This window comes from Haladaptatus sp. HS23, from assembly GCF_056892285.1.
This window is the reverse complement of the sequence record NZ_JBXGLH010000008.1, coordinates 186,444-212,910: the sequence shown is the minus strand read 5'-3', so window position 1 is coordinate 212,910 and position 26,467 is coordinate 186,444. Positions and strand designations below refer to the sequence as shown.

The window sequence follows — 26,467 nt, the reverse complement described above, 5'->3', positions numbered from 1 at the left end:
GGTTGAATTTGAGGATAGTCCTACACAGAGTAATAACTTAGCTAATCGACCTACGTAGGCCCACGAAAACCACCACTACGATCATCATGACCCAGATCACCACCACCATCGACGACTACTTCGACAGCATCGCCAAAGGCAACAAGAGCGGAAACTACCGTTCGAACGCCAAATACAGCATCGAACAGCGCTTCCTCCCCTGGCTCGCAGCCAACGGCATCACCGATCTCGACCAATTGTCGACTGATGTCTTCCGAGACTATGCGCACTACATGGCTACCCTTAGCCAAGGAGACGACGGCGAGATCAAGCCCACTACCGCACGAACATACTTCCGGTACGTAAGCTCATTCTCATCCTGGTGCTGGCAACAGGAGCACACTCCCGCGCACTACGCAGGCCACAACTCGGTAACCGACCAGCTCCCAGACGAACAACCAAAGGATCGCCAAGTCTGGGACGATGAAAAACGGAGCCGTCTTCTCGAGGTTGTTGACCAGCGCGCCACCCACGCCCTTGAACAGTCGAAAGACAATTTGCTCGCGTACATGCGCGATAACGTGCTGTTCCACCTCTTAGCGTACGGCGGTGTCGAAACCGCAGAAATCGTCAATTCAAGCAAGGACTCACGGGAAGGACGGAGTGGTCTAACCTGGGAAGATGTCAATTTCGACGCCGGAACCATCAAAGTCCTTGGCCGAAGCCAAGAGACAGAGTCCATTAATCTTGGATCCGAGCTCTGTGACATGCTCCAAACGTACTACCGTATCCAAAATCCCCCGATCGACGACTGGATTGTCTTCGAGACAGGTCACACGCCAACAAGGAAGAGAACTGCAACGGAAGGTCTGGAATCGGCAGGGTTCACGAGCGAGGAGGTCGACTACCTTCTTGATGCGCATGGGATCGATGTCGTCCTTCGAGACCTCGAAGTTAGCCCTCCAGCGATCAGCTGCCGAGGAACACGGAATCGGCTCAAGAACCTGTGCAAAGACTACAATATAACGATTGACGGGGAACCGCTCAAGACGTTCGGAGCACGTCGGAAGCTCGGGAACGAGGTATTCGATGAGTCAGTTTCCGTCGCCCAGAATATCCTCCGGAACAAATCGATTCAATCAGTCCAGGAAAACTACCCAGACCCAGGTGTCTCGACGATTACTGTCGATGATGCAGTAACGGCCAACGCGCCCAAAACCGTACAGTCGACCCTGAACTTCGACTGAGTCGTAACATTCCCTCTTTCGTTTTCGGCGAGGTTTCTTCTTGCGCCAGGTGAGTATGCTTGCTTAATTGAGCGTGGGCTGTCGGTCTTCAAGAGAGTAGCAGTGGCTCTATCCCCATAATGGACACTCTTATTATCCTCGCACTAGTCAAGAAATATGTGAAGCAGTACAAGAACCTAATCAAAAACACCCTCAAGGACGGGACCTACAAACCGAACCGTACTGGCGTCGACACGATCTCATCGTTCAGCCAGCACTACGATATCGACCTGCAGAACGGATTCCCCCTTCTGACGACCAAGCACATGGAAGGATACCGCTGGAATTCGTTAATCCACGAGCTACTCTGGTACTTCTCCGGGGAAGAGCACATCAAGAATCTCCGAGAAGAAACGAAGATCTGGGATGCATGGGCTGACGATGAAGGAAAGCTGGAAACCGCCTACGGGCGCTTTTGGCGACGATATCCAATCCCCGACGACGGTCTCCCAGGCGAAGCATGGCCAGATGACACGCATCGGTGGGTGAATGACGATGAACAGACGTTCGACCAACTCCAGTACGTGATTGACCAGCTGCAGGAGAACCCGAATTCTCGTCGACTCGTCGTCAACGCATGGCACCCCGCTAACGCAGCAGTGAGTAAGCTTCCACCGTGCCACTATTCGTTTGTCTTCAACGTCCAAGGTGATCGGTTGAACACTCACCTCACCCAGCGCTCCGGGGATATCGGTCTGGGAATACCGTTCAACATCGCCGCATACGCGTTGATCACTCACATCGTTGCACAACAAACAGGATTCGTTCCCGGAACCTTCTCGCACACCATCGTCGATTCGCACATCTATTGCGGGAAAGGCGAACGGGGTGAGTGGTACCGCGACAACCTCAGAGAAGTGAAGGGACAGTTCAAACGAGCACTCAAAAAAGAGGATTACACAGGAATCTCGGGGTGGATCGAGAGCGAAGCCCCTGCCGATGATGGATACGATCACCTCCCTGGACTCATCCGCCAAACCACACGAGCTCCGAAAGATCGACCAGAGATCCAAATTGCAGATAAACCACTGGACGAGCTCATGGCAGACGATATACAACTCCACGAATACGATGCGCACCCAGGTATCTCGTTCAAAGTCGCCAAGTGACCATGAAGGACCTACTCCACACCATTGAATTCATCCGAGAATCGAAAAAAGATGATAGTATGGTTATCCCCGAAGATGAATTCACACTATCAGGGGAGATACCAGAACCCAAAGAAGGAGAAATAGTTGAATTTGGATGGTACGAGAAGGATGGTGAACGAATACACGAGGTCCAGTTTCGTGACCCAGATGCCGAGTATGTACAGTCTGAAAAATTCGAAGTGACACAGGTCGAAAGACACTATCACGCTGCAAGGGAGCGTAGTGATAATGGAGGGATGATCAAAAATCGGTTAGAAGTAAGTGTGGACGCGTATATCAAACCGGTTTCGAAAACAGACGAACGACAGAAACGGATGCGGACGTGAAACCCGATCGGGTGATCGGAAGCACTCCTATACCATCTTTTAGATAGTCTGTTGGGTACATAAATACAGTGGTGTTGATGGTGGATATTGACGGATATCTTTACAAACCCAGTCTGGGTGTTATTAGATATCTCCGAGGGAGATCCCCGTAAGCGACAGAATATGACTTTCTGTCGCAGCTCCAGTAGGGGCCACAGCGACGAACCTATAACAGGGGTCGTCGTGACAACACGCTGGATCGCGGCTACGGTCGTCTCCACCAAGTCCGAAAGGATTGGGGACAACCTACGGCAACGCTGGAAAGAACGGCACCCACTGGCGGAGTGTTCCATTCATACCGATTTGAAAAACCCGAAGAGAAGCCATTTTCTGTAGCAGTGAATTTGTTATTCGGTAGTTATTTAACCATGCCTAACTAAGCATGGCATGCGGTAGAGGACGGCGTTATTAGGACCAATCCGATACCACAAATCCACCAAACCATGTGTGAAAAACAGCACTACCAAGTCACGGTAACGGCATTCAACCACGAATACTTCGACGCCAACGACATCGATCAGGAAACGGCGCAAGATCGAGCAGACGATTCGCCATCGGCAGATTACAGTGTTGAAAGCCAACGTGTCGAGCGTGTCGGGGAGCAATGGCAAGTGTCGACGACTGCGCACAAACACCAATACCTGGATGCGAGTAGTAAAGAAGCAGCCGAGGAATCAGTCGACACACCCTCGTTTTGGGACGTTCAGGACATCCGAGTAGAGGTGGTGTAGATATGGGTGAAATGGACGGGACGCTTCGTGTGCGGTCGGAGGGCGATGACATCATATTAGAGACGGAGCTGGGCGAGATCAAAGCCGACTGGGAGACGATGAGAAAGGTTGGTAATAAGATCCTTAGTGAAGCAAACGATCACAAGACAGACCTCGAAAAGGCCGAGGAGATATCGGGTGCTTGGATCCGAGTGTCGTGTGACTGCTGCGAGTATGAACAGGAATTCGAGCACGGTTACCAACTTCGAGACAGGGGAGAGACTCCTGAGGAACACGCCGAGCATCCTGACTGTGAGTCCGATCCAGAGGATGTCTCTGTTGAAGCCTTCTGCCCGCGTCACGGAACAATACCACTGGTTTACGACGAATGCGACGATTGTGCCTATGATAGGCAGGTGATGATGAGATGAGCACCGACGAATCCCACGGTTCTGCCGTGGTGAAGCCAGGACAGTTCCTTAAGATCAACGGGGAGTGGCACCAGAAACTGTACGACGACAGTTTTGAAATGAGTGTCCTCACCAAGCTCGGTGACCGTGAAATCCATGAAAAGCACGTCCCAGAGGTTGGTGACGGTTGTCCGAACCCAGACTGTGACGGTCACGTTGAGCAAGTGAACGATAAGCGGTGGTGCAGTAACAAATGCTACGAATGGCGGTGTGTCACTCCCCAAGAAGGGGATGAATGTAAACCGTATGGAGACTGTGATGGCACTCTCCATGAATTAGAATGTGACAGTGGGGTCAAGTACGAGTGCGACACCTGTTCCATGAAAGGGTGGTCGAATGCCGTCACATGGGAAGAGGCAGAACTGCCAGAATGGATGGGTGATGATGATGAGTGATACTGGATCAACGAAGCGCAACGAAGATCAGGAAGGCAGTAGTTTCGGCTTCGACTATGCACTCGTCGGTGAGATAAAGATCGAGGCTGCCGAGGATCGCGTGAACATCAGCGGAATGTACGGGGAATCCGTGTTCAGTACATGGGGAGAAGACGTTGAAGAAGCATTCGAGAGACTCAAAGAGTTTGCCATGCGGCATGACGACCCGCGTCCAAACGAGGACAAAGACGTCTACCGAACAACCGACGAGGAGGTATTCACGCGGTGTCTACACTGCGATCACCTTTCGAACGCAGACCACCATGACATCCTTGGTAAGCAGGTCGTACGGTGCCACTGGGACGAGATAAATGACTTCGATATCTTCAACGAGTACGGGCAAGCGGTCAAGTGTCCGTCCTGTGGTGGCAATGTTCGAGATCGTCCCTCCGAGTACGTGGATGGTCTCGCTGATGTTGAGTGTCTTGACTGTGGTGAGGAGTTTACCCGTGAGTCTCGCGATTTCGGTGACTTTCCCGCAGGTAGTCAGAAAATCACGAACAGCGATTACGAGGTGGTTGCCTGTGTCAAATAACGGTGTGTCTTCGAAGGGTATCCTGCAGCACCACGATCCCCACTCGTGGCGGTTCTACCGCTACGGCGAGGACGAAGACGGTAACCCGCTGTTCTCGTTCTGGATGAACATCAGCGAAGACACTGGTATCTGCATTTACGAGCGCAACCAAGGCGCGGGGAAGTGGCTCTCGACGGAACACGCGCCCGAAGAATACGACGGCGAGCCGCCAAGCGAAACGCTGAAGGAAATCATCCGTGGCGCTGTCGGCCCTGAAACAGACGGCATCCCTGCCGGAAGACTGGATGACCTTGCGTCTCACGAACGACACTTCTACCAAGTGGTTCACGGGACCATCGAACAGAAAGGGAAAATTCCAGCGGAAATACTGGCCTTCATAGGCGAGTGTGTCGGGAACGAGGTGCATCTCGCGTGACTGATGCGCAAGAGTCCCCGCGTACTGACCGCAAGAGGTGGATCAGTCTGTTTTGTGATGGCTACAGACTTGGTTGCTCGGAGCGAAAACGAGACCCGGAGAAACGTCGAAGTGACGTTGGTAAGGTCATCGACGGCGATGTACCCGAGTTCGAGCTGGACGCGAAACAAGCGGGCTACGATCTTGGTAGGAAGGCTGGTGTCCCCGGTGCGAAGGTGGACGTGAAAAAGAAAGCCAACGCGACTTACGATAAGAGCGGCTACGCTACAGGACTCGGTGATTTTGTGTGAAAGACGTAGAACGTAATCAGCAAGTCCCCGAGAAGATTCGTGCGTTGTGCGACGGGATGACAGACGACGACTTGCCGATGTGTGCAACGCACGCAGGACACCAGTTGAATCCGGTGAACGACGAGAAAGGCGGCCCACAAACGCGAATGGTGTGCGTCATGTGTGACGTTTCTCGTCCGATTCGGAAGGGAGACTTAGACAGATTTGCCGGGGAATACCCGGAATGGGTGCAAGCATGACTGGCGCAAGATGTGAGACGGAGACTGCCCGACTCAAGTTCGCCGACAAGCACAAAGAGCCGATACTCAAAGGCCAGAAGACGGTAACGCTCCGTCTCGGCCTTGAGTACGAGGATTTCACTATCGGGAGTCGGTTCAAACTATGCGACGAGGACGGCGAACGGTTCGCGTCGGCCATCGTCAATGACCGTGGGTACACAACCGTCAATATGGCCACGACGATGGACTTCGATGGCCATCGGAACTACCGAGATACCGACGAACTCCTCGATGAGCTACGCGGGTACTACCCCGGCGAGGAGATTCACGACCAGACGACGGTAGAGATCGTCTATTGGGACTGGGAGGAACTATGGGAGTAAACGAGGACGCTGATTACGACACAGGGATTGGTCACGAGGAGACTAGCAGTGACTTCCTTGGAGTATTTCCAGGGTGGACGAAAGTGTGCCCCGGATGTGGGACCGATTGGCCGTGTGAAGAGCAGGCAGAGCAGGCGAGTGCAGGTGAGCGGCCACTGTTCGTTAAGATGTTCGGTGTCGAGTCTACCGGGGACAGTGTAATCGGTGGATCAACGTCTGTCTGGGGATTACACTGTTGGGAGTGCGATCAGTATTGGGTGTCGGTGAACCTGTACTCGGTACTGTTTAAAGAGTGGCGAGATCGAGGGGGGCCAGTACATGGATAAAACACTCTTCGTCGCGGAATATAGAGGGATGCAAACACACGTGATGGAAACACCCAACAGTCACGTCTATGCAATGGGCTCCAGACACGAGTGCGAAGATCCAGACTGTCCTGCATCCTGTAAGGGCGCTCCACGGACAACTCTCGGAGAGGCAGGCCCGATAGAGAGTGTTTGGTCGATGTATTTTGACATGCAACCCCAAGACGCACTAAGAGCGTGGGAAAGTATAGTGAACCCCGAGCTACAAGAGTCTGATCAACGATGACGAGTAGCAGTGATCATCAGAATGGCATAGAAACCACGCAAGCGTCTTTATTCGGGGAGGAACCAGTCCCGCGTGAGTGTGAGTACGATGGTCCCTGCCAGGAGCCGGTGAAGTTCGAAATCGTGGACTTCTGTTACGATGGTGGTGGATGGACCTACGTAGTGAAAGCTGTGTGCGAACAGTGTACGATGACCTACCTCGAACAGGAAAGCAAATCACGAGAAGATGACGTTCGGAAACTAAAAGCCGGAGAGAGATGGAGTCACGTGAAATGAAAATCGGATTAACAGACGAAGACTTTGAAAAGCTGGAGAATGGTGAGACCATTGAATTCGTCTACGAGGGAAGAGTTGCAGGTCGGAATGCAACCCTCGGGATAGAGCTTGCTGATTTGGATAATTGCGGACAATACCATAACGTAGAAACACTCATGGACTACAAGAACGCTGTGAATGAAGGAGAGGGTGAATAATGGGGATGGGTACAATTATCGTAGGTGGCGTCATGCTACTCTTCCCTCTCGCTGGGTTCATAATGCTCGCGAACGGTGATTCTGGAGGTCTTGTAGCGATCGGGTTGGGAATAGCAGCCTGGTACGGTGCTTCGAAAGCTGAGTAATTTTGTTGCTGTCGGCCACCCACCCCCGGTTCCGCTGCTTCCGGTGCTCGTTTTATTATAAGGGAAAGACACTCCTCTTTTCGAGTGCTCACGTCGAAGTGTAGGGAGGGGGGTGTCCCGAGAAGTCGATGAGATCATCTGGAGGGAGGGGGAGGGGGGTGTCCCGAGAAATCGCGTCCAAGAGTAGGCAGGGGTAGAGACACGTGTTTTGAACGAGGGGAAATACTAAGTACCACGTCAGAGTACGATACCCGTACTAGAGACGAATTAGTTATTTTAGACGATATCGTCACTAGATAAATATTGGTTATTCTCCCAGGGGTTCTTCTTGGAGACTTCTTCTCGGGACACCCCCCTCCCCCCGTGTAATTCTCGGGACTCTCGTGATTCTGAGGACAGGGGGGGTTTATGGGGGTGGACGTATGTCAATTGTGTATGCAATCATTCACTGGAGAGAGCGGGATTTTCTCGGATCCCGACAAACTTCAGAAGGACTACACTCCGGATACGCTCCCGGAACGACGGGATAAGCTATCTGAGTTACATAGTGTTCTGAAGTTTGCAGCCCAGGGAGGCTCACCGCTCAATGCATTTATCTATGGAAAAACGGGGCAGGGGAAAACAGCAGCAGTGAAGGTCAAAACGGACCAATTACAGCGAGAGACAAAGGACAACCCGAACGTAGATATTTCTGTTTACCGGGTTCGGTGTAATAGCCTGAAGAAGTCCTACCATGTCATCCAACAGCTGGTGAAGGAACTTAGAGGGCCTGGAGCAGAGAAGCCAAAAGGCTACCAGCAACAGGACCTCTTCGAGATGGCCTTCGACGAGATCAACAAAATCGGAGGCACTGTCATCATAGTTCTCGACGAGATCGATTCGATTGGCAACGATGACGACGTCCTCTATGAGCTCCCACGTGCGCGTCGGAACGAATATATCGACGAGGATGTGAACATCGCAATCATTGGGATCTCGAACGACTTCCAATTCCGTGAAAATCTTCGGCCAAAGGTCAAGGATACCCTCTGTGATGAGGAAATCGAGTTCCCTCCGTACGATGCAAATCAGCTGCGGAATATTCTCAAGCGACGTGCTGCAAAGGCTCTTCGAGATACCTCTGTTGAGACCGATGACGAAGGGATTGTCACGTCGTTCACTAGTGAGGTCTTAGACGATGATGTCATTCCACTGTGTTCTGCCTTCGCTGCCCAGAATAAGGGGAGTGCTCGGCAGGCGATAAAATATCTATTCAAAGCATGTCGTATTGTGGATGACGCTGGTGAATCGTACGTGACTGAATCGCACGTGCGTGACGCACAGGAGCAGATCGAGCGTGAATTCATTGAAGACGGTATTGAAAGCCTCACTACTCAAGATCACCTCACTCTTGCTGCTGCTGTTCGAATGTCTATTCACGGGGAAACCCCAGCACGGAGCCGAGATCTCTATTCTCACTATCGCATTCTTGCTGGCGAGATTGGGGCAGATGTGAATGTCATTCGTCGTGTTCGAGACAACCTTCGTGATTTAGAGTTGTACAATGTCTTAGACTACTCTCAATCAGGTGGATACAAGGAAGGTACCTTCTACGAGTATCGGCTCGCTGTGCCTGCTGATATGGTGATCGACATCATGAAATCGTTAACCCGCGTCGAAGCTCTCGGCGAGATTTTAGAGAAAGAGCACCAAACAGGCCGACCGCACTTGAAAATGCCTTTAGATCGGTGACGTCTTCTCAGGACACCCCCCTCCCCCACCCACCAATTCTCAGGACACCCCCCCTCCCTGCCCCCGAGATATGTGCTTAATTGGGCAAGGGATAAGTATGCCCGTCTGGTATTGCTGCCAATGGCTGACGACGAGCAGGACGATCGAGAACGGAAAGACGGGGGTGCATTTGCCTCGAAGCATGGGATCACAAAAGATGATGTCTTCGAAGCAATGGAACCCCACGAACCGTATTCAACCGGAGAGATATCTGATCTGGTCGACATCCCACAACGAACTGCGTTCAAATATCTCGATTCGCTCGCTGATTCAGGACGGATTCAAAAGAAGAAGCAAAGTGCCACCTACGTTGTTTGGTACCGCACGAAGTGACGGAGGGCTTCAAGAACCCGGTATCCAACCGGCAAGTAATGGTTGCCGGAATTGTGCACACCGGGTACATGAGTGGGAAACCTCTGCTCATGGTCTGTGGAGGGGGGTCCGAGTATTACTTTTCAAAAGAAGCCTCATCGAGCGTTTCGCTTCGTCGTATCGAATCCATGGATCATGAAGTGATTACCGAACCCGATGTGCACGAACAAGAGGTTCCACATATCATTCAGAAAGTTCTAGCTAGGAACGATTACGAAATGCGGACATCTAGTTCTCTTTGGTGACAGAGTGGACTCCAGTTCATTCACAATGACAAACAGTTAGGGATTGTTTTATTCGATGAAATGACGATGAGAACTCAGAAACGATCCTTGGCCAACTATAAATTGAACCATATTCGGTACATTTAAGTATAAAGGTCTAGTATTCTGAATGAGGACGGAACCATGCCAAAGAACCACACAACCCAACAGAACCACGAGGGCGTGTACTCTCTCGAGGACTTTTCGGAGGGAATGACTATTGAATTCTGGGACAGCAAGAAAGAACGAGAACGGACAGGGCGTATCACGAGTCTCCCGCCTTGGGTGAAGCCCATGGGGAGCCAGAATTCCACCGATCTCTGTGTCAACATCGGAGGCCTGGAGATTGCGGTGGCAGCCGAAGATGTCACGGACATCCTCAAGACCCCATAAAACACCCACCACAATACATGAGCATACCTCAAGAACGGAGTATCCTCTCCGATCGGGACATCATGCACCGACTGGATTCAGGAGACCTCACGATCGATCCGATCGAGGACCGAGGGATGCAGATCCAACCTGCAAGTGTAGACCTGCGTCTCGGGGCGGAGTTTCTCACGTTCGAGCGTTCCAACATCCCATGCATTCACCCGAATGACACCGATGAAATCGAAAAATACGTGACTCGTGTAGAGGTCGATCCAGATGATAAATTCATTCTTCATCCGGGTGATTTCGTCTTGGGATCGACCAAAGAGTGGGTCGAAATCCCCGACGATCTCATTGCACATGTGGAGGGTCGTTCCTCACTGGGACGATTAGCAGTTATCGTTCACGCGACTGCTGGTGTTGTTGACCCCGGATACCGTGGCCAAATCACACTTGAGCTGTCGAATTTGGGGACGGCACCTGTCGCTCTTTCCCCCGGGATGCGGATATCCCAGTTGATATTCACCATGTTGAGCTCGACTGCCGAAAGACCGTATGGAAAAGAACGTGGCTCAAAGTATCAAGGGCAATCTGGTCCACAGGCCTCCCGCCTTGGTCAAGATCTGGAGCACAACAAATGATAGATTAAAATCTATTCTTGGAAAGAATTATTGCTAACGGGAAAGAATATTCGGCAGAAGGGCCCAATCAAGTGGTCCCTGTGGGTGCTCCAAGAACCAAGCGCCCACCCAACACCTCCAACCGAGGTTTGCAACATCAGAGTCCCGTGGTGTAGTGGCCAATCATAATGGCCTTTGGAGCCATTGACGGCGGTTCGAATCCGCCCGGGACTACTTACAATCGAGGACGGTTACAGAACCATGACAAAGAACCACAAAAAGAACCACCAGAGTCAGAAAACGCGTCGAAAGTACATTGCCGCTGCCGGTGCTGCTCTCACCTTGGGTGTAGCAGGGTGTACTTCCGAAGCAAACTGTGATAGTTCCGGGAAACGCGCGTCTATTACCGGGTTTGCATCGACAGAAGCTATCTTCGTTTCGCTTGAGTCCAGTGGCTTATTCAGCGGAGATTTTAAGCCGAAGAAGGTTCCTGAAAACAAGATCGAGAAAGTGGAGCGTAATATCGGAGCAACCCAACCACTATCCCCCGTTACCAAAGCTATGGACGTTGATCCAGATGGATACGGGCCCTATACGGGATATTTTGTCCATGATAATTTCTCGATCGATTCCGTCGTCAATCAGTTCGAGAACTTTGGCTTCGAAAGTGACTATGACTGGTGGCGATTCCAGAATGCAGATTGGAACGGTGTCCAGAAGCAAGTCCAAAAGCGATACGAAGCAGCGAAACAGTTCGAAGCCACGAAGTCGGGGGTAGTCCCCTTACCAAAGGTGTCTCTGAGAACGACGAACAATGGAGAACGGGGAGAAAATGCAGCATGGGACTTCTTCGGAGTATCGTCGAAAGCCCACGCCAAGAACACGGTCACCGCACTCGGGAATCCAACCGGTCTTGCTGTCTATGTCCCTGATTCGTGGAAACAATCGCGGCAGTACGTCAAGCCCCTGAGGTTCATCGACGACGTCAATGTCTACGGACAAAAGGGTGTGAACACTACGAATTTCACTACCACACTGACTCTCAATCCAGACGCAGTTGATGAATATCTGGATGACGTTGGTGCTGATCCCGACTCGATCAATATCGAAACATCGGCCGGTATTGAACTGGACGCAGTCCTCTCTGACGATGGTTCTAAGCCCGTAGCCAAATACTACGCAAAGTCGTGGCCGAAGGCCTATGCACTTGCGACCGCGTACGTCGCCCCCGTCAAAAATCCACTCTTCGTTAATGGTGATCTCTCATCCTGCTCGTCAGAGTGAGACCTTGAAACCAATACCATTAAAAAGAAGAAGGGGAAACGTAGGTCTGTCAGCCGGCGTATCTCAAGGCCCTGTGGGTGCCTGATGACCACCCAACATCTGACATCCTTGTAACGAAACACTCGTTCCGGCTGGCGTTCCAACTTTCCCAGACTCATCTTCCCGTCAATTTGGATGGTGTTTTTGAACACATAGTTCCCTTCCTATGAGTAAATTATAAGTTATGAATAGTATTTATGTTGGATTCTCATACCAGAGTGAATGGTTTTATGTTGATTGAGCCCGTACTAAGGAATCCGGTAAGGAGTTTAGCTGACGATGGATAGCCCAACACTACCACTAAAAAGGACGGACGGAACCACCCTCAAAAAGAACCTCTCGGACAACGCCTATCAGAACATCATGCCCACTCGCTATGCCCGCAAGGATAGCGAAGGCAATCCCATCGAAGACCCCGAAGACGTCTTCCCCCGCGTAGCAAAGAACATCGCAGTCGCGGAAGCAGTCGAGTATGATGGGGAGGCTGTCAAAGTCAAGCCAGAACACGTACGGCCAGATCATCCTCGACGTGACGAACTGATCGATGAGATCTTCGGGAAAGATTCGTCAGAAGGACCAGTGCCAATCACGGAGAAGAATGCAAAGTGGATCTCGTACGATCAGCTGCTTGCAGATGACGATATCCCCGAAGATGCCCAGGGCCTCATTAAAGGATGGAAAGAAGCGTTCCAGAACCAGATGGAACAGCTGAAGTTCATCCCGAACTCGCCAACGCTGATGAATGCGGGCGACGAGCTCCAGCAACTGTCTGCATGTTTCGTCGATTCTCCCGAAGACGATATTGGCGATATCTACGATACCGCTCGGGAAGCTGCCGAAGTCTTCCAATCCGGCGGTGGGATGGGGTATGCATTCAGCTACCTTCGCCCCTACGGTGACGTGGTCGGGTCCTCGGGCGGTATCGCCTCTGGGCCGATCACGTTCATGCGGTCGTATGACCAGATGTGTGAAACGATTGCCCAAGGAGGGACCCGACGTGGTGCCCAGATGGGAATCATGCGTATCACGCATCCAGATGTCATCTTCTTTGTCCACGCCAAGAACAAGGACGTCAGCCTCGCCCAGAGCCTCCGTCTGAACGACCCAGACGACCCGACCCACGTCAACTTCGGAGACGCGCTCGAAGAGGCTCGTGGTATCCTCGACGACCACACGACCGATGACGGTCGGATCGACCCAGCGTTCCGAAATGCAGTCGAAGGACATCTCTCGAACTTCAATATCTCTGTCGGAGTCACCGATGACTTCATGGAGGCACTCAAGGCCGAGGAAGACTTCACCTTCATCAACCCTCGTACGGGCGAACCTCATGAAGCAACGACATACACGAAAGAGATGTACGACTGGTTCGGTCTCGGGGAGTACGTTACGGTCGGTGAACCTCTGGAGATCCCTGCAGAAGAACTCTGGGAGCACATCCAAGAAGGTGCTTACGAAAACGGCGAACCCGGTATCGTCTTCCTCGATCGGATGAACGAAGACCACTCCTTCCCGGTCGAATCGACGCCGACGCGAGACGGGAATAAGCACGAGATCCTCGCCACGAATCCGTGTGGAGAGCAGCCACTGCAGGAGTATGAGGCCTGCAACCTCGGGCATATCAATCTGAGTACGATCGTCGAAAACGGTGTCAATTGGGAACAGTACCGGGAAGGATACGAAGGGCGTGCAGACAGTTTCGACCTTGAAGACGCAATCGACGGGTTCCTCTCAAACGCAATCGACTTCAATGAGCTCAATGAGCGAATCCGATTCGGAACGCGATTCTTAGACAACGTCGTGACGATGTCGGCGTTCCCGATCGATGAGATCGAACAGACGGTTCGTGAGAACCGCAAGATCGGACTCGGCATCATGGGACTGGCCCAGCTATACATCCAGCTCGGTGTCGAGTACGGCAGCGAAGAAGGCAACGAGATCGCTCGCCAGTTGATGCGTCACATCAACCAACGCTCGAAAGAGGTGAGCCGTGGACTCGCCGAAGAAAAAGGTGCGTTCAACGAATGGGAGAACTCCAAGTTCGCAAACCCGTCCGAGTACCCCGAATGGATCGAACGGCAAACGGGGTTGGATCCAGATGAGTGGGAAGACGGTATCCCGATGCGCAACCACAACACGACCACCATCGCGCCGACCGGGACGACCTCCATGATCGGCAACACCACGGGTGGTTGTGAGCCGATTTACAACGTCGCCTACTACAAGAACGTCTCCGACGACGTGCAGGGCGACGAGATGCTCGTCGAATTCGACGACTACTTCCTGCGCACGCTGGAGGCGAACAACATCGATGTCGACGCCGCCAAGCAAGAAGCTCAAGAACAGATGGCAAACAACGAATTCGATGGGATCGAATCGCTGGAGACGGTTCCTGACGCCATCGGAGAACTGTTCGTCACGACTGACGATCTCTCTGGGAAAGAACACGCTGCAGTGCAGTGTGCCTGTCAGGAGGGTGTCGACTCGGCCATCTCGAAGACCTGTAACTTCCCCAACTCCGCCAGCAAGGAGGACATGGACGAGGTGTACCGCTACATCTACGAGAACGGCGGCAAGGGGGTCACGGTCTATCGCGACGGAACCCGGACCAAGCAGGTTCTCACGACACGCGCGGACAACGAGATCAGTGAGTCCGAGGATCTCTCGCAGGATGCAGCTGAAGAACTTATCCAAGAGCTTGCGGTGAAGCACGATGTGGACGTCTCCATCGGAGGAAAACAACTGGCCAAGGTGAACCTCGAATCCGAAGAGCAATCCAAATTTGTCGAACCACGAGAACGTCCAAAAGTGGTCGATGCCGAAGTCGAGCGGATCTCGACAGGCAATGGAACGCTCTATGTGACGATCGGCTTTGACGAGGACAACGATCCATTCGAGGTCTTCGGCACGATCGAGAAGTCTGGTGGCTTCGTCCAGAGCCTCGTTGAGAGCAACTGTCGGATGATCTCTCAAAGCCTTCGGTCGGGTGTGCGGCCTGAGCGAGTGATCGAGCAACTTCGAGACATCCAAGCGCCGAAAGTCGGCTGGGATGAAGGGCAGCAAGTCCAATCCATCCCTGATGGGATTGCTATCTCACTGCAACGGGCCATTGAAGACCGGCAGGAAACAGAAGTGAAAGTCAAGCGATCGAGTGCTGGAGCACACGAAGATACCTGTCCTGATTGTGGAGCGCAAGTGCAGATCAGCGAAGGGTGCAAGAAGTGTAGTGCGAAGTGCGGTTGGTCCGCCTGTTAGTACCGGCATGCTTAACTAGGCAGAGATTCCAATTACTGACGTTGTGAGGGTGCCACCCGTGCTCCTCTTCCTTTCCAAGCGTAACACCTAAGAGCAACTGCGTACAACAGGAATCTGTATCACGGGGTAGTTTCACCGGGTCTCCCGGCGAACTATTCTTTTGAAATCAACTCACCAGCTCTGGCTTTCAATCCACCATATGTCTCTAAATACGCCAGCTCTCTTTGAATCCATGATCCACGGTCAATGCGACTGCTACGAGTGTGTGGGAACAGAGTACGAATACACCGATGACGGGCATCGGTACATCAAGAACAACTTGAAGAAGCATACACAGTTAGAACCATGTGACGAGTGCGGTCGTCTGAAGACAGAGTACCGTGATCTCGGGAGGAAAGGGTACTATGTCTGTTGGTGGTGTGACAAGCGTGCAGGTCAAGTTGGCCAACCACAATGACCAAATATCTCAAAGAACCGTGCCCGAAGTGTGACGAACTGTTTGGAAGCAACGACGATTGTATCCAATGCCGAATGGAGACGGACGTTCAGGAGAACAGTGAGATGTACAAAGCGCTGGGGGAGGTAGATCTGTGACAAACGAAGAGGATGCGATTCGAGCGGCGAAGGAGAAGTACGCCGCTGGAGGCTGGGACGAGGAAACATTTGAGAATGCCATCGAGGATGCAATGACGATGGATTTGTCAGGACGTGGTTGGGAACCCTGGTGCGAAAAGCACGGGGTTGAATTCCTCGAATTTATGCCCTCGTTTGAAGGGCAGAGAATCTATCTCTCAGAGACTATCACCTGTTCACTGTTTAGCAACGTCAACATCGCGTTTTTTATGCACAAAGGGCCAGAATCAAAGAGTGTCCACTGAGAGATGTGGACATGCAGATGCCACGAGATATCCACTCTGGAATCCCCGTGGCGTTGATCACGACCGGTGGCACGATTGTCGCCAGTCAGAACGCAGCTGGCTGGATACTCGTCGCTGCTGGATTGTGGTTAGCAAAACGGGAGTCGGAGTGAGTGTTCGGTTCCACACAACCACTCACCCCGACCATCCTGCATTTCTTTTGTATTTCGGACGCCGAGCAACCTCGCTCGACAGTAGAAACTAAGAGGTTCATCAGTATAGGATTTGTGGTCCGGATGAGATCTGTCAATAACTCACGATATTCGTGATCAGTCCCGAAGCAATTTCATCATGGCGAGAACCTGGATACGGCACCTCGAATTTCCACACTTGCTTACCCCCGAGATTCTGTACGACCGCTAAGCTCTGATCAAGAACTTCGTCATCGGCATTGAGAAACTGTGCTTCAATTCGCACGTTGTCCAGTGTGTATGGCTGGTTGTTTAGGAGCTTTCCTCGAATCGCAATAATACCGTCCTCTTTCGTGAGATCCGCCCAATAAAGTCCCAGAGTATTCCCGTCGAAGAGCGTGATCTCTGTCCCATCTTCATCAGATGAGGACCCGCTACTATCAGACTCATACACTGGGCCAATCTTTTCATTAGAGTCACTTCCGGAACACCCAGCGAGCGCGGAGAACCCTCCTGTAAATAGAAGACCGAGACTGCCAGCAACTTCTCGACGCGAAAATCGTTGGTTTTTCACACGTATAGTAATAATTCAGACTTATTAACTTATTCGTATCTGCAGTGCTGACTGTGCGCATTGTCTACATACCAATCTGCAAAACACGAGTGCAGAGACTCATCTGGCGAGATTTATGTGGTGTGAATGAGGAAGGTTAGTGCTCTAACACTACCCCTCGGAAACGGATGTGAAGCCCTTTTCCACATCCGGAGTAGCGGACAACAAATGGTCTAGTTGCCATCGACTACGAGTGGTATCGCAATTCTCTAGTACACGCGAAAAGCCCAAATATCTTTTGGAACGGGAGATACAGAAAGCCGTGGGCGGGATTCGAACCCGCTGTTTGCCAACCCTCGGTTGACCCCGGATTTCCACTCCGGCACGGCGGTTGTTCCTCCCCCTACTATCACTTCGGGATCAACGGACGATACCAACAGGTACTGTGAAGGTTGAAAAGACGTCGGTCTAACGTGGCATTAGAAATTTCAGAACAGATATCACGAATGGTTAAACAGGAGAACATTTATAATATCCAACTCAGATAATGTAATCGTCGGATTGACGCCACTGTGGTAACGGTCAGAAACCACCACGACACCACTATGACACCACAATGGCGTCGGCCAGGAATACCATGACAGAACCAGAACCACGAGCAGTGAGCGTTTCACTACAGAAGGGCGGAGTTGGAAAGACAACCATCGCGATCAACGTTGCCGACCGATTAGCCGATCGAGGGCATGAAGTCCTCCTGATCGATCTCGATCAACAGGGGAATGCAACAGAGGGAATCGGTCTAAGCGACCACTACGTCGATGAGACCCACATCGGTCACGTACTGAAAGGTGACGCGACACCCTCGGATGTGATCGTCCCGTCCGAGTGGGGTTTCGACGTCCTCCCATCGAATCGCGAGCTCGACGACGTGGGGACACACGTTGCAAATCACACTGTCGGACACACGCTCGTGGGGAACAAGGTGATTGACCCCCTCCTTGGGGATGTCTACGATTACGTGATCATCGATGCACCCCCCAACTTGGGACCACTTTCCGATGCAGCACTGTTTGGTGCTCTGAACGTGATTATCCCACTCCAGATGAGCGAGGCGTCTGTTGGTGGATTTGAACGGATGATGGAACAACAAATTGTTCCGATCCAGCAAGTCGAGGATCTAGACATCGTTTCGATCGTTCCAAACCGGACGACAGGCGATAATGAAGAGAAACGGATTATCAAGGACATCGAAGATTCGCCGTATGAAGAGAAACTCCCATCGTTTGGACGGATGTCGGAATTCGATAAATCACCGGGGATGGGGCTTCGAGACCGGGTGGCGTTCCGACGAGCATACCGTGACGGTAAACCGCTCTCGAAGTTTGATCCCGAGAACGATATGATCCCACGGTTGGATGAAATTGCGGACATGGTCGAAGACGGAGGGAACTAAAATGGTAGACAATAACCGATTCCAGATCACGCAGGAAGAACCGGAACCAGATCCAGAAGCAGAGGAGGAAACAGATTCGAGCTCGACGACAGAATCCTCCGAGGCATCAGAAAACACGACGGAAGAAACACGATCAGAGAGTGTTGCAGAACCAACCACGAATAGTACACAGGAGGATGAATCCAGTGTTCGGAAACGGATTACCCTTCGGTCAGAACCAGAGATCGTTGCAGGGATCAGGAAGGCACAAGATCAGTCTCTAACCAATCTTAGCCAGAACCAGATGATAAACACGCTGTTGGCAGAGCGGTTGGAAGAGAAAGGGTTGGTTCCGTCTTCGGAGGAGGTTGAAGCCGTTCGTCGGGAGCTGGTCAAAGATTCGTAGTAGAATTCGTTAATAATCGCAACTTTTAATATACGTTGGGGCATTGTCTGTGGTAGGACGGATTTAGAACCATGCCACAGATGATGACGGCTCCTGAAACGGAGACCAGCGATGAACAGAACCGCCTCGAAACTATGACCGAAGAAACCATCTCACCGACAGCAATAGCTGAAGCGCTCCAAGAAGCTGCAACGGATATCCGAGACGGGGAGATAGACCGTGTTACGCTGGCGAACCAGTTAGGATCTCTCTCGCGCAAGCTCCCACATACTGTTAGTACGGAGTATGAAGCAGATCAGTCTCGAGTAGAAGTCGGGTCTAGTCGTGGTGGTGAACAGGGTGTCACCGTCTTTGTCCCGACAACCTGGGAAGAACCGGCTACTACGCTCTTCACAGATGACGAGCTAGCAGCAATGCTTGAACGGAAAGCAGATCGTATTCGTTCCCAGGACCTAGTCGAATCCGGGGCTGTTCATTACAGTGATCTTGATGATCTTGCAAACGCAGTCTCCAGGGATGACCCCGAAGCAGTCGAGGGTGCAACCGATGAGATCGTGTGTTCGGTTGTTTCCAAGCAAAAGGTTTCTGAGCTCGTATTATACATTCAGTCGTTCGAGGATCGAGGGGAGTTTACTATAGAGGATCTCGCATCGGAGTTACTGGGAGATGACGAGTGGATGAATATCGAAGACGAGATTGCTCATCTGTTGACCTACTTCGATGGAGTCATTCACAATCGAGATGGGCTCAAATCGCGTGGGCGCGTTACTATTCCAGGAAGGTGCTCTGGTGAGGGGTTGATTGTCTTCTTCCCCGAATAGTCATCAACTGATTAAATTCACCAATTGAGTAGTTTTTGACAAGTTTTATTCACTTGCAATGCATAGGTAGAAGTGGAGCTTATAGATCCTGTAGGGAGAATGGCTCCGCCTGGCCTCTATTCTTCTCACAAAATAGAAACGGTTACCCAGATGATTCAATCTCTTCTGGATCGAGAGAGCCATCCAAAAGTTCGCGTCCTTTTTCAGTGATTTCATATGCGCCAGAAACAGCCTCGTACTTTTCTACTAATTCATACTCAAGTAATTCTTCACGACAACGAACTCCAACATGGTGTGATCCATATCCGATATTCATCGCAATACAAGAGGGTGTTTGTCTTCCTGCACGTTGGAGATGTTCCAATATATAGCGGTCTGCTGGAACCATCCATTCGATATCACGATGCATGGCACGGAGTTTATTTCCATTTATCTTAACGGTACCGGAGATTGAACGTTTGATGGTATGTCACCTCCTCAGAATTTAATTCATAATAGAACAGAATCACGGTATTATCCACAGGTATATGGGGTTTTTTCAGGAGTTACTCCCAGACACCATCAGTTAATCTGCTAATGATAATAAAGAGAAACATCTTCAGAGTTGTTTCAACATTTTATTTCTTGTGAGTTCTTATTAAAAATAGATGTGTTCTATAGAAACATCACCAACGGTATGAACACAATATCAGCACTATCAACCCTGAAACCACTCGTTATAGCACATTAGAAGAGTTGACACATTCATCTAATCCTGTATATGTTATTTGATAGTTGCAACGGATGAAAGAGTGGTTTTATTACTGAAGAGTTGTATGGTATTGATAGGGAGCGCAACCCAAGCATTACCACTAGTCGTAATGTGTTGCCCATGTAGGATGCCCGAGGCCCTACCCTCGGGCGTGGGTTGGGTGTGCTCTAGTACTAACCATCAAGACCAGGTTCACCCATGTACGGATATAACAGCAAATCTTATAAAAGTCCCGTCTTTCAGAGTGTCGCTCAGCGAAACACACAAATACGCCAACAATCATCCTCTACGGAGGTCTGCCGATGAGCTCCGACAAGCAGGACCTCATCGGGGATCTCAATGAATTCGAATGGGATGTTTTGCGTGTCCTCGCGCAACTCTCGTCGGAATCAGAGTCGCCTATTATCGGGAACGACGTTCTCACAGCAATTTCTGATTTTGGATACGCCAATGCGTCCACCGGTCGGGTCTACCCCTGCCTAGATGACCTCGTGGAGGTGGGCTGCGTGGAGAAGCACTACAACGTTCCAGATCGGCGATCAAATGCATACGAAATCACAGAACGAGGTTTAGAACTTCTGTGGTACAAAGCCAAGCGAGATCTTGCGTGCCTCGGACTCGAAAATTCTGATATCGAAACAATCGAGGACGAGTTCTCTGATGAGATGAGAACGGCTGGTAGCCAGACGTCCAATTCGTCGCGATCGCCGATGAGGGCAGATTAGTGAGGGATCGATTTATGGATTCAGATAGGGATCCCTCTGCGTCTCGCTTGGTACCTCTGCTCCAGTATCCGGTCAATTTGCTCGACTGAATCTATCAAGATGGTAGATCACTACGAGCGAGTGTTTCTCAATCGTTTGGTTCCCCTCTTTATTCGGGGAGGCCGATTACTGGATAGAACATCGATTGGTTATCTCTGGAACACCGTTCAATACACTACAGACAACAGTACACCAATACCTATTTGTGGGTGGTTTCCGTTAGTAGAAACTAAGAGAGCATCACTTCCTTCAGAAGGAACCGGATGTTGTCGCATCCGGCTCGGTGCTCTCATCCCAAAACCAGGCGCGAAAGCGCCTAGAACAAATATGAGAGCAAATAATCATTCCGCATACAAGGGTATAGTTCCTTCGGAGATTAACGACGGCCCCTTCGGTTCCACTGGAGGTGTCCGCGCGTGAGTCTCCAGTTCACGACTGAAACCGACGAATTTTCGGACGTCACAATTACCGACACCCCTCACCAGGGGAAGGAACTTCACAAGACACTGTTCGATATGGACGCCCTCTTCAACTCGGAGAAGGCCTACCAGTCGAGCTTGGTCAAACCGTTCAAACAATCAATCGAAGAACTGTCCCAGAACGTCGGAGCGATCGATGCCCTCGCAATGGTCTTCGACGCGAACGAAATTGACGCGCTTGATGGACGGTTCCCTGCGACAATCATCGATTCGCTATCCGACAAAGACGTCCTCTGGACAAATCTCCTGCCGATGCTTTCGGAAATAGGGACCGGTCAGGACTCTCTCGGATTGCGTTCGCCCTTTGATGACATCTACGGAGGCCCATTGGCTGTCTTCGATCTGGTTGATATCCAGCCGACCGTTACTATCGAATTGCCGACCGCGTTTGTCGGTGAGAAAGAATCGATGCCTGCACGCGAGACACGTGCGCGATGGATCAGTGTGGTCCAGCTTGCGGCGGAAGGCTGTGATGTCACTGTTGTCGGTAACGCTGGTGACTTGCTCACTTTCGTCCGTGATCACTATGACGAGTTTTCGAGTACCGTTCTCAAATCCACCATCGCACACCTTGTAGAAGAGGTGGGGGGAGAGGCTGATGTAGAAGAGACGGAAGCGGCACTGGACGAAATCCCCGTTGGTGCTCGTGCGTGGGACGTTCTCCGCGTCATTGACGACGCAGGTGGGGAGATCACCCGTCACGACCTGTATCAGGATGTCCGACTGGGGTCGTCGGATAACTCGATCCGTGGCTGGTTGCGAGAACTTCGGAACGTAAACTGCGTTCTTAGTGTTGGTCCAAAGGGAAGCAAGCGAGAGATCATCCTCCCAGTCGGTGAAGATGTACTTTCGACTCTCAAGGCCCGTAACGGTCGAAAAACGGAGTTGAGTCAGTTCTCTTCCGGAGCGGAATCGGCACCGGAAAACCGTTTAGCCGATGCAGTGTGTTCCGACGCAATCACGGAGGAGGGGGAGGGGCAATCCCCGCACCAGGAGGCCGCCACCGCAGGCCGCCAGCCGAACTGGAAAGGTCAAGTCGGTGTGGACTACCTCCCTTCTTGGGCACGCCACCACGCAATCACGGCCAGTGCCCCCGAAAACGGCGGTGTCTCGTTTATCGAACAACCAATCAACCGTCGAAAGACACGTGACGGAGATGAAGATGGACGAATTCCATGGTTTAGTTACGATCCTAGCCGTGAAACCGCCATTTCGAGTTTCGAATGGCACGGACCCCTGTCGGGTATGGTGTGCGATGTTCGTGCGTTGTTGAGTGACCATGCGTTTCAGAAAGTATTGACCGCTGACGCCCTCGGCGGGGCTGGAAACGCCGAATTCGGTGCGCTTCTCAACGGTAATACCTGGGCGCTCCGTCAACTCCGTCAACTCGGTTATCTCAAGTCGGGGATGTCAGCACAGGACTACCTCGACGCGCTGGAGATCGCACGAGACAACCTTCTCGAGCTGACGGCAGAAATCAATCGGGAGAAAACCCAGTCAGACCTTCGACAGTCGATCATGCAGTTGGCACACGGTCTCTTAACGATCGCCGAGGACCTGTATGACCTGCTGGACATCGAAGTCGTCCACGAGGTTACCTTCCCCGAATACGGACGTGACTACCACGGACGCTCGGCCCGCGTCAATTCCATCCTGACGTTCTTGTCCTACCGAATGATTCAGACGTCCCACTACGGTGAGTACAACGCGTTCCGTGTGCTGTGTGAACCACGGAAAGACAAGCGCGAGGCGATTGGAAACGGCCCCACGATCGATAAGGCCGATCCGAAAGGTACCGCGACTGCGAAATACGTCCTCGTCGGCAAAGGGATCTCGAAACTCAAACCCGTCGTCGATGACCGATTGGAGAGTATCTCCGAGGATGATCCAATCCTGCCCCTCCAGACCGACGAAGATGGATATCAATCGTTTACCGTCGAATACCAGACGATTGCAACGGGCCGTGAACGCGTTCAGAACGCCGCCAAACGGATGCTCTCGGAACGTGGGTTCGTGCCGACCACCGAAGCACTCCGTGTCCTCTCGGCGTTCTGCAAGACACCCTACGACGTAACGACAGCTCTCAACCGCTTGGAAGCCGAGGGGCCAGTCGAAACCCGCCGTGTTCGGCTTGACGAAGTGAAGTATGTCCTGTCCACGCTACCCTCTGCTCGGATCTTCCCGGATCTCAATCCAACGAAGCGCAAAACGCTCAAAACCCTGCTCCAAGCAGATGAGGCACTGACTCAGTCCGAGATAGCCGACCGGAGTGGGTTCAGCACGCGTTCGTTCCGGAACCACCGTGAAGAACTGCAGGCATTCGACCTGATCACGGTCACTGACGATAACCGCTACCGGGTCACTCTCTCGTACCGTGGCGAAGATCTCCGAGCGCCCGAATCGGTTACAGACGAGCACACCACCCCCCGTGACGTCTTGTATGAGGCTGCGATGGAACTCAAACCCGACCGGGTGTCCGACCCCAACGACCCCATTGGAGCGGCGTTCTATGGGGAGTGGGAAGGTGATTCGTTAGCTGATGCGTGGCCCGAGATGGATCAATGGATCCCCATTATCACCGCTCTGTGCGGTGCTGTGAGGAATCGCCCAACAAAAGTCCGGTTCGGAGAGCCCCCGACGCAAGCGGGCCTCAGCCGACCACAGTCCGCTGCAGGAGCTGATTAATCATGAGTCGAAGAACACCGTCAGAGAAGACGCCAGAAGCCCCGAACAACCCCGTTTGTCGAACCTGTGATGTCGAATCAGAACACATCGAATCAGTCGGCGTTTTCGTGTGCCCGTTCTGTGGCCACCAGTCGGCATCATACCTAGAGGTCGACGAATATGATGTTCCTGTCCTTGGGGTTGAACCGAACACCGACCCGATCGTGTTCCTTGGCTACTGTCCGACGGAGAATGGTCTCCAAGTCCTGGTGGATTCGCCATACCATGCTAGAGAAGATCTCCTTGAGCTCCCGAAAGACACTGGTCGACAATGGAACCCAACACGGTCTACGTGGGTCATTCACGCCGGGGAAAAAGATCGTGCGAAAGAGTTGATCGAGGAGCTTGGCTATGGAGTAATCGATTTGATTGAGCTACGCCAGCAGCGAGGGATCGATGAGTGAGTCGACGTGATCTTCCCGAACGTCCGCGGTACGATCATCTCAAAGGAGACTTCGGAGAGGATCCAGCGAGGTTTCTCGCATTCTCTATTAGTGATAGCCCGAGCTTTCAAACAACCTCTTCACCGCTATTAGCTCAAGCACGGATCCGAGGAATCACCAACCCGGCTCTGCTTCGAATGTATTACCAGATAGAGATGAGTGAGTTTAACGGACGTAGTGGCATCCTCCGCGAGATATACACTCGGTTCAATGAACTTGACGCAGACCCACCAGATGATCTGGACGAATGGGGCTCCGAGAATGAGTGAGCGACTGAGTATGTAACTAATAACCTTGATTGTGTGCTAGAGACACACAACTAGTGACTCAAAGATACGAGTATTGTTGGATAGACTGGTTATAACTCTTAACTATGATGACTCCACAAGACTAGATGTTGATCGGACTGTCGTATTAACGGCGTAAATGCGTCCTGGGAAGTCGAATAGGACAAAAAATAGCGGGTTGGACTATGAACCTTCGGTAGCGAAGTCCGATTGCACACCATCAAGACCCCATTTCGTTGCAGCCTCTGCCACGGGTCAGGCGTCCCCTACAGCGCCCATGACCCATCTCTTTTGAAGCAGTTGTGTTTTTAATAGACAATACTGTAGCAATATCTTCACCCCTATAATATATTCACGAGTCGGTGACTTTTTCAACCTAAAACAATATCATCTATGCGTAAACCAAAAGAGAACAGGAAATATCTCAAACAGACGAAAATATACCAATAGTTGATGAGAACATCGGCAATTATCGCCCATCCAAAACAACGCCGCAAATGGAAAGGTTGCTATGAACGCAGAACAGGCAATGAAAATACTGGCATCAGTATTGTTGGTTCTGTTCACAATCCCAGCATCTACTGGTGCGATGAATGGTCCAACCGAGGTTGAACAGAATTGGGGATTTCAAGATCGAGATCCCACAGATAATATTCAAACAAGCGCTATACAAATCACCAAATCAAATAATAGTTCTAGAGCGTGTATCCGCTCAAACACGTCCGCAAATACTGGTTTGGTGGACGCTAATGCGTCAAAGCGGATATGTGCTGGTAAGACGACTACTCGGACCCCAACATCCACGAGTACGTCAACAGAAACATCACTACCGACAAGTACGGCTAGTGCGACGACCATCACAACGACAACCGAGATCTCAACAGTCACAACCACAACCACGCCGGAAAAAACTCAATCATCTACAATAACAACTGGGACGACTACGAATACATCACCTCCAACGAGCACAACAACTTCAAGGACAGAAACGTCCACTATGACTATTGAGGATTTTGGAACAGTAACTACGGCGACCCAGTCGGGAACCACGGCAACGATATCGTCTAATCCAACGACAGAAATATCAACAAATCCGACTTCGACGACAGAGCCAATCTCACAAACAACTACCAAAGAAACAAGGACAACTTCGTCACGAAATCCAAGGTCGGGATCATCTTCATCGACCACTACTGAAGAGACAACCACCTTGTATGGATCTAGTACTGGTTCTGGTGATTCTCCGCCATCGAGAACCACTGCTATCTCAACAACGCAGGAGCAATCGGATCTGAGTGAGGAGACCATTATCGAGCCACATACATCGGAACAACAGGTC

General features: G+C 51.5%; 29 protein-coding genes and 1 tRNA gene. 27 read left to right on the top strand and 3 right to left on the bottom strand.

What is annotated here, in order from left to right; all coding sequences use genetic code 11:
* Positions 1 to 86 precede the first annotated feature (86 nt).
* The 21 genes from AC1XDK_RS20865 (at position 87) to AC1XDK_RS20765 (ending at position 16,450) form a co-directional block, all read left to right on the top strand.
* Positions 87 to 1,226 carry a tyrosine-type recombinase/integrase gene (locus tag AC1XDK_RS20865; protein WP_483351906.1) on the top strand — a complete coding sequence of 380 codons (1,140 nt, stop codon included), beginning with the start codon at positions 87 to 89 and terminating at the stop codon, positions 1,224 to 1,226.
* 158 nt (positions 1,227 to 1,384) lie between these two features.
* Positions 1,385 to 2,374, top strand: coding sequence for a thymidylate synthase (thyA, locus tag AC1XDK_RS20860; protein ID WP_483351905.1), 990 nt, complete (start codon positions 1,385 to 1,387; stop codon positions 2,372 to 2,374).
* 2 nt (positions 2,375 to 2,376) lie between these two features.
* Entirely contained in the window at positions 2,377 to 2,742 is a 366-nt protein-coding gene (locus AC1XDK_RS20855) for a hypothetical protein (protein WP_483351904.1), read from the top strand.
* Between the two features lie 482 nt (positions 2,743 to 3,224).
* Complete coding sequence (locus tag AC1XDK_RS20850; RefSeq protein WP_483351903.1) at positions 3,225 to 3,512, top strand: hypothetical protein; 288 nt, start codon at positions 3,225 to 3,227, stop codon at positions 3,510 to 3,512.
* Positions 3,513 to 3,514: 2 nt separating this feature from the next.
* Complete coding sequence (locus AC1XDK_RS20845; RefSeq protein WP_483351902.1) at positions 3,515 to 3,922, top strand: hypothetical protein; 408 nt, start codon at positions 3,515 to 3,517, stop codon at positions 3,920 to 3,922.
* The gene (locus tag AC1XDK_RS20840; RefSeq protein WP_483351900.1) at positions 3,919 to 4,356 is read left to right on the top strand and encodes a hypothetical protein; all 438 of its coding nucleotides are present in this window, start codon (positions 3,919 to 3,921) and stop codon (positions 4,354 to 4,356) included. Before AC1XDK_RS20845 ends, AC1XDK_RS20840 begins: the two co-directional genes overlap by 4 nt.
* Complete coding sequence (locus AC1XDK_RS20835; RefSeq protein WP_483351899.1) at positions 4,349 to 4,930, top strand: hypothetical protein; 582 nt, start codon at positions 4,349 to 4,351, stop codon at positions 4,928 to 4,930. The genes AC1XDK_RS20840 and AC1XDK_RS20835 overlap by 8 nt, the downstream gene beginning before the upstream one ends.
* Positions 4,920 to 5,345, top strand: a complete 426-nt coding sequence (locus AC1XDK_RS20830) for a hypothetical protein (RefSeq protein ID WP_483351898.1) — start codon at positions 4,920 to 4,922, stop codon at positions 5,343 to 5,345. The genes AC1XDK_RS20835 and AC1XDK_RS20830 overlap by 11 nt, the downstream gene beginning before the upstream one ends.
* Entirely contained in the window at positions 5,342 to 5,635 is a 294-nt protein-coding gene (locus AC1XDK_RS20825; protein ID WP_483351897.1) for a hypothetical protein, read from the top strand. Before AC1XDK_RS20830 ends, AC1XDK_RS20825 begins: the two co-directional genes overlap by 4 nt.
* Positions 5,632 to 5,874: a hypothetical protein gene (locus tag AC1XDK_RS20820; protein WP_483351896.1), complete on the top strand. Its 243-nt coding sequence runs from the start codon at positions 5,632 to 5,634 to the stop codon at positions 5,872 to 5,874. The genes AC1XDK_RS20825 and AC1XDK_RS20820 overlap by 4 nt, the downstream gene beginning before the upstream one ends.
* The gene (locus AC1XDK_RS20815) at positions 5,871 to 6,236 is read left to right on the top strand and encodes a hypothetical protein (RefSeq protein WP_483351895.1); all 366 of its coding nucleotides are present in this window, start codon (positions 5,871 to 5,873) and stop codon (positions 6,234 to 6,236) included. Before AC1XDK_RS20820 ends, AC1XDK_RS20815 begins: the two co-directional genes overlap by 4 nt.
* Positions 6,237 to 7,083: 847 nt before the next feature.
* Positions 7,084 to 7,299, top strand: a complete 216-nt coding sequence (locus AC1XDK_RS20810) for a hypothetical protein (RefSeq protein WP_483351894.1) — start codon at positions 7,084 to 7,086, stop codon at positions 7,297 to 7,299.
* A gap of 581 nt (positions 7,300 to 7,880) precedes the next feature.
* A complete protein-coding gene (locus tag AC1XDK_RS20805; protein ID WP_483351893.1) occupies positions 7,881 to 9,176 on the top strand; it encodes a Cdc6/Cdc18 family protein in 1,296 nt (431 codons plus the stop codon).
* Between the two features lie 120 nt (positions 9,177 to 9,296).
* A complete protein-coding gene (locus tag AC1XDK_RS20800) occupies positions 9,297 to 9,548 on the top strand; it encodes a helix-turn-helix domain-containing protein (protein ID WP_483351892.1) in 252 nt (83 codons plus the stop codon).
* A 446-nt stretch (positions 9,549 to 9,994) separates the two neighbouring features.
* Complete coding sequence (locus AC1XDK_RS20795; RefSeq protein ID WP_483351891.1) at positions 9,995 to 10,243, top strand: hypothetical protein; 249 nt, start codon at positions 9,995 to 9,997, stop codon at positions 10,241 to 10,243.
* Positions 10,244 to 10,260: 17 nt separating this feature from the next.
* On the top strand, positions 10,261 to 10,863 hold the full coding sequence (dcd, locus tag AC1XDK_RS20790) for a dCTP deaminase (RefSeq protein WP_483351890.1): 603 nt from the start codon (positions 10,261 to 10,263) through the stop codon (positions 10,861 to 10,863).
* A 140-nt stretch (positions 10,864 to 11,003) separates the two neighbouring features.
* Positions 11,004 to 11,076, top strand: a tRNA-Gln gene (locus AC1XDK_RS20785).
* Positions 11,077 to 11,103: 27 nt separating this feature from the next.
* Positions 11,104 to 12,126, top strand: coding sequence for a hypothetical protein (locus AC1XDK_RS20780; protein WP_483351889.1), 1,023 nt, complete (start codon positions 11,104 to 11,106; stop codon positions 12,124 to 12,126).
* A gap of 318 nt (positions 12,127 to 12,444) precedes the next feature.
* Entirely contained in the window at positions 12,445 to 15,420 is a 2,976-nt protein-coding gene (locus AC1XDK_RS20775; RefSeq protein WP_483351888.1) for an adenosylcobalamin-dependent ribonucleoside-diphosphate reductase, read from the top strand.
* Between the two features lie 590 nt (positions 15,421 to 16,010).
* Positions 16,011 to 16,298: a hypothetical protein gene (locus AC1XDK_RS20770; protein WP_483351887.1), complete on the top strand. Its 288-nt coding sequence runs from the start codon at positions 16,011 to 16,013 to the stop codon at positions 16,296 to 16,298.
* Positions 16,299 to 16,315: 17 nt separating this feature from the next.
* Positions 16,316 to 16,450: a hypothetical protein gene (locus AC1XDK_RS20765; protein ID WP_483351886.1), complete on the top strand. Its 135-nt coding sequence runs from the start codon at positions 16,316 to 16,318 to the stop codon at positions 16,448 to 16,450.
* Between the two features lie 133 nt (positions 16,451 to 16,583).
* Here AC1XDK_RS20765 and AC1XDK_RS20760 read toward each other — a convergent pair whose 3' ends face one another.
* Entirely contained in the window at positions 16,584 to 17,042 is a 459-nt protein-coding gene (locus AC1XDK_RS20760) for an FxLYD domain-containing protein (RefSeq protein ID WP_483351885.1), read from the bottom strand.
* Between the two features lie 595 nt (positions 17,043 to 17,637).
* Between AC1XDK_RS20760 and AC1XDK_RS20755 the strand changes: the two genes are divergently transcribed.
* The 3 genes from AC1XDK_RS20755 to AC1XDK_RS20745 all read left to right on the top strand — a co-directional run bounded on the left by AC1XDK_RS20755 (position 17,638) and on the right by AC1XDK_RS20745 (position 19,680).
* Positions 17,638 to 18,474 (top strand): ParA family protein, encoded by an 837-nt coding sequence (locus AC1XDK_RS20755; RefSeq protein ID WP_483351884.1) that lies wholly within the window; start codon positions 17,638 to 17,640, stop codon positions 18,472 to 18,474.
* Position 18,475: 1 nt separating this feature from the next.
* Positions 18,476 to 18,859, top strand: coding sequence for a hypothetical protein (locus AC1XDK_RS20750; protein ID WP_483351883.1), 384 nt, complete (start codon positions 18,476 to 18,478; stop codon positions 18,857 to 18,859).
* A gap of 71 nt (positions 18,860 to 18,930) precedes the next feature.
* Entirely contained in the window at positions 18,931 to 19,680 is a 750-nt protein-coding gene (locus AC1XDK_RS20745) for a hypothetical protein (protein WP_483351882.1), read from the top strand.
* Between the two features lie 142 nt (positions 19,681 to 19,822).
* Here AC1XDK_RS20745 and AC1XDK_RS20740 read toward each other — a convergent pair whose 3' ends face one another.
* Positions 19,823 to 20,089, bottom strand: coding sequence for a hypothetical protein (locus tag AC1XDK_RS20740; protein WP_483351881.1), 267 nt, complete (start codon positions 20,087 to 20,089; stop codon positions 19,823 to 19,825).
* 644 nt (positions 20,090 to 20,733) lie between these two features.
* Here AC1XDK_RS20740 and AC1XDK_RS20735 point away from each other — a divergent pair.
* The 3 genes from AC1XDK_RS20735 to AC1XDK_RS20725 all read left to right on the top strand — a co-directional run bounded on the left by AC1XDK_RS20735 (position 20,734) and on the right by AC1XDK_RS20725 (position 24,802).
* Entirely contained in the window at positions 20,734 to 21,156 is a 423-nt protein-coding gene (locus AC1XDK_RS20735; protein ID WP_483351880.1) for a helix-turn-helix transcriptional regulator, read from the top strand.
* 455 nt (positions 21,157 to 21,611) lie between these two features.
* Positions 21,612 to 24,359, top strand: a complete 2,748-nt coding sequence (locus AC1XDK_RS20730) for a hypothetical protein (RefSeq protein ID WP_483351879.1) — start codon at positions 21,612 to 21,614, stop codon at positions 24,357 to 24,359.
* 2 nt (positions 24,360 to 24,361) lie between these two features.
* Positions 24,362 to 24,802 carry a hypothetical protein gene (locus AC1XDK_RS20725; RefSeq protein ID WP_483351878.1) on the top strand — a complete coding sequence of 147 codons (441 nt, stop codon included), beginning with the start codon at positions 24,362 to 24,364 and terminating at the stop codon, positions 24,800 to 24,802.
* 1,238 nt (positions 24,803 to 26,040) lie between these two features.
* Here the strand turns inward: AC1XDK_RS20725 and AC1XDK_RS20720 are convergent.
* Complete coding sequence (locus AC1XDK_RS20720; RefSeq protein ID WP_483351877.1) at positions 26,041 to 26,436, bottom strand: hypothetical protein; 396 nt, start codon at positions 26,434 to 26,436, stop codon at positions 26,041 to 26,043.
* Positions 26,437 to 26,467 lie beyond the last annotated feature (31 nt).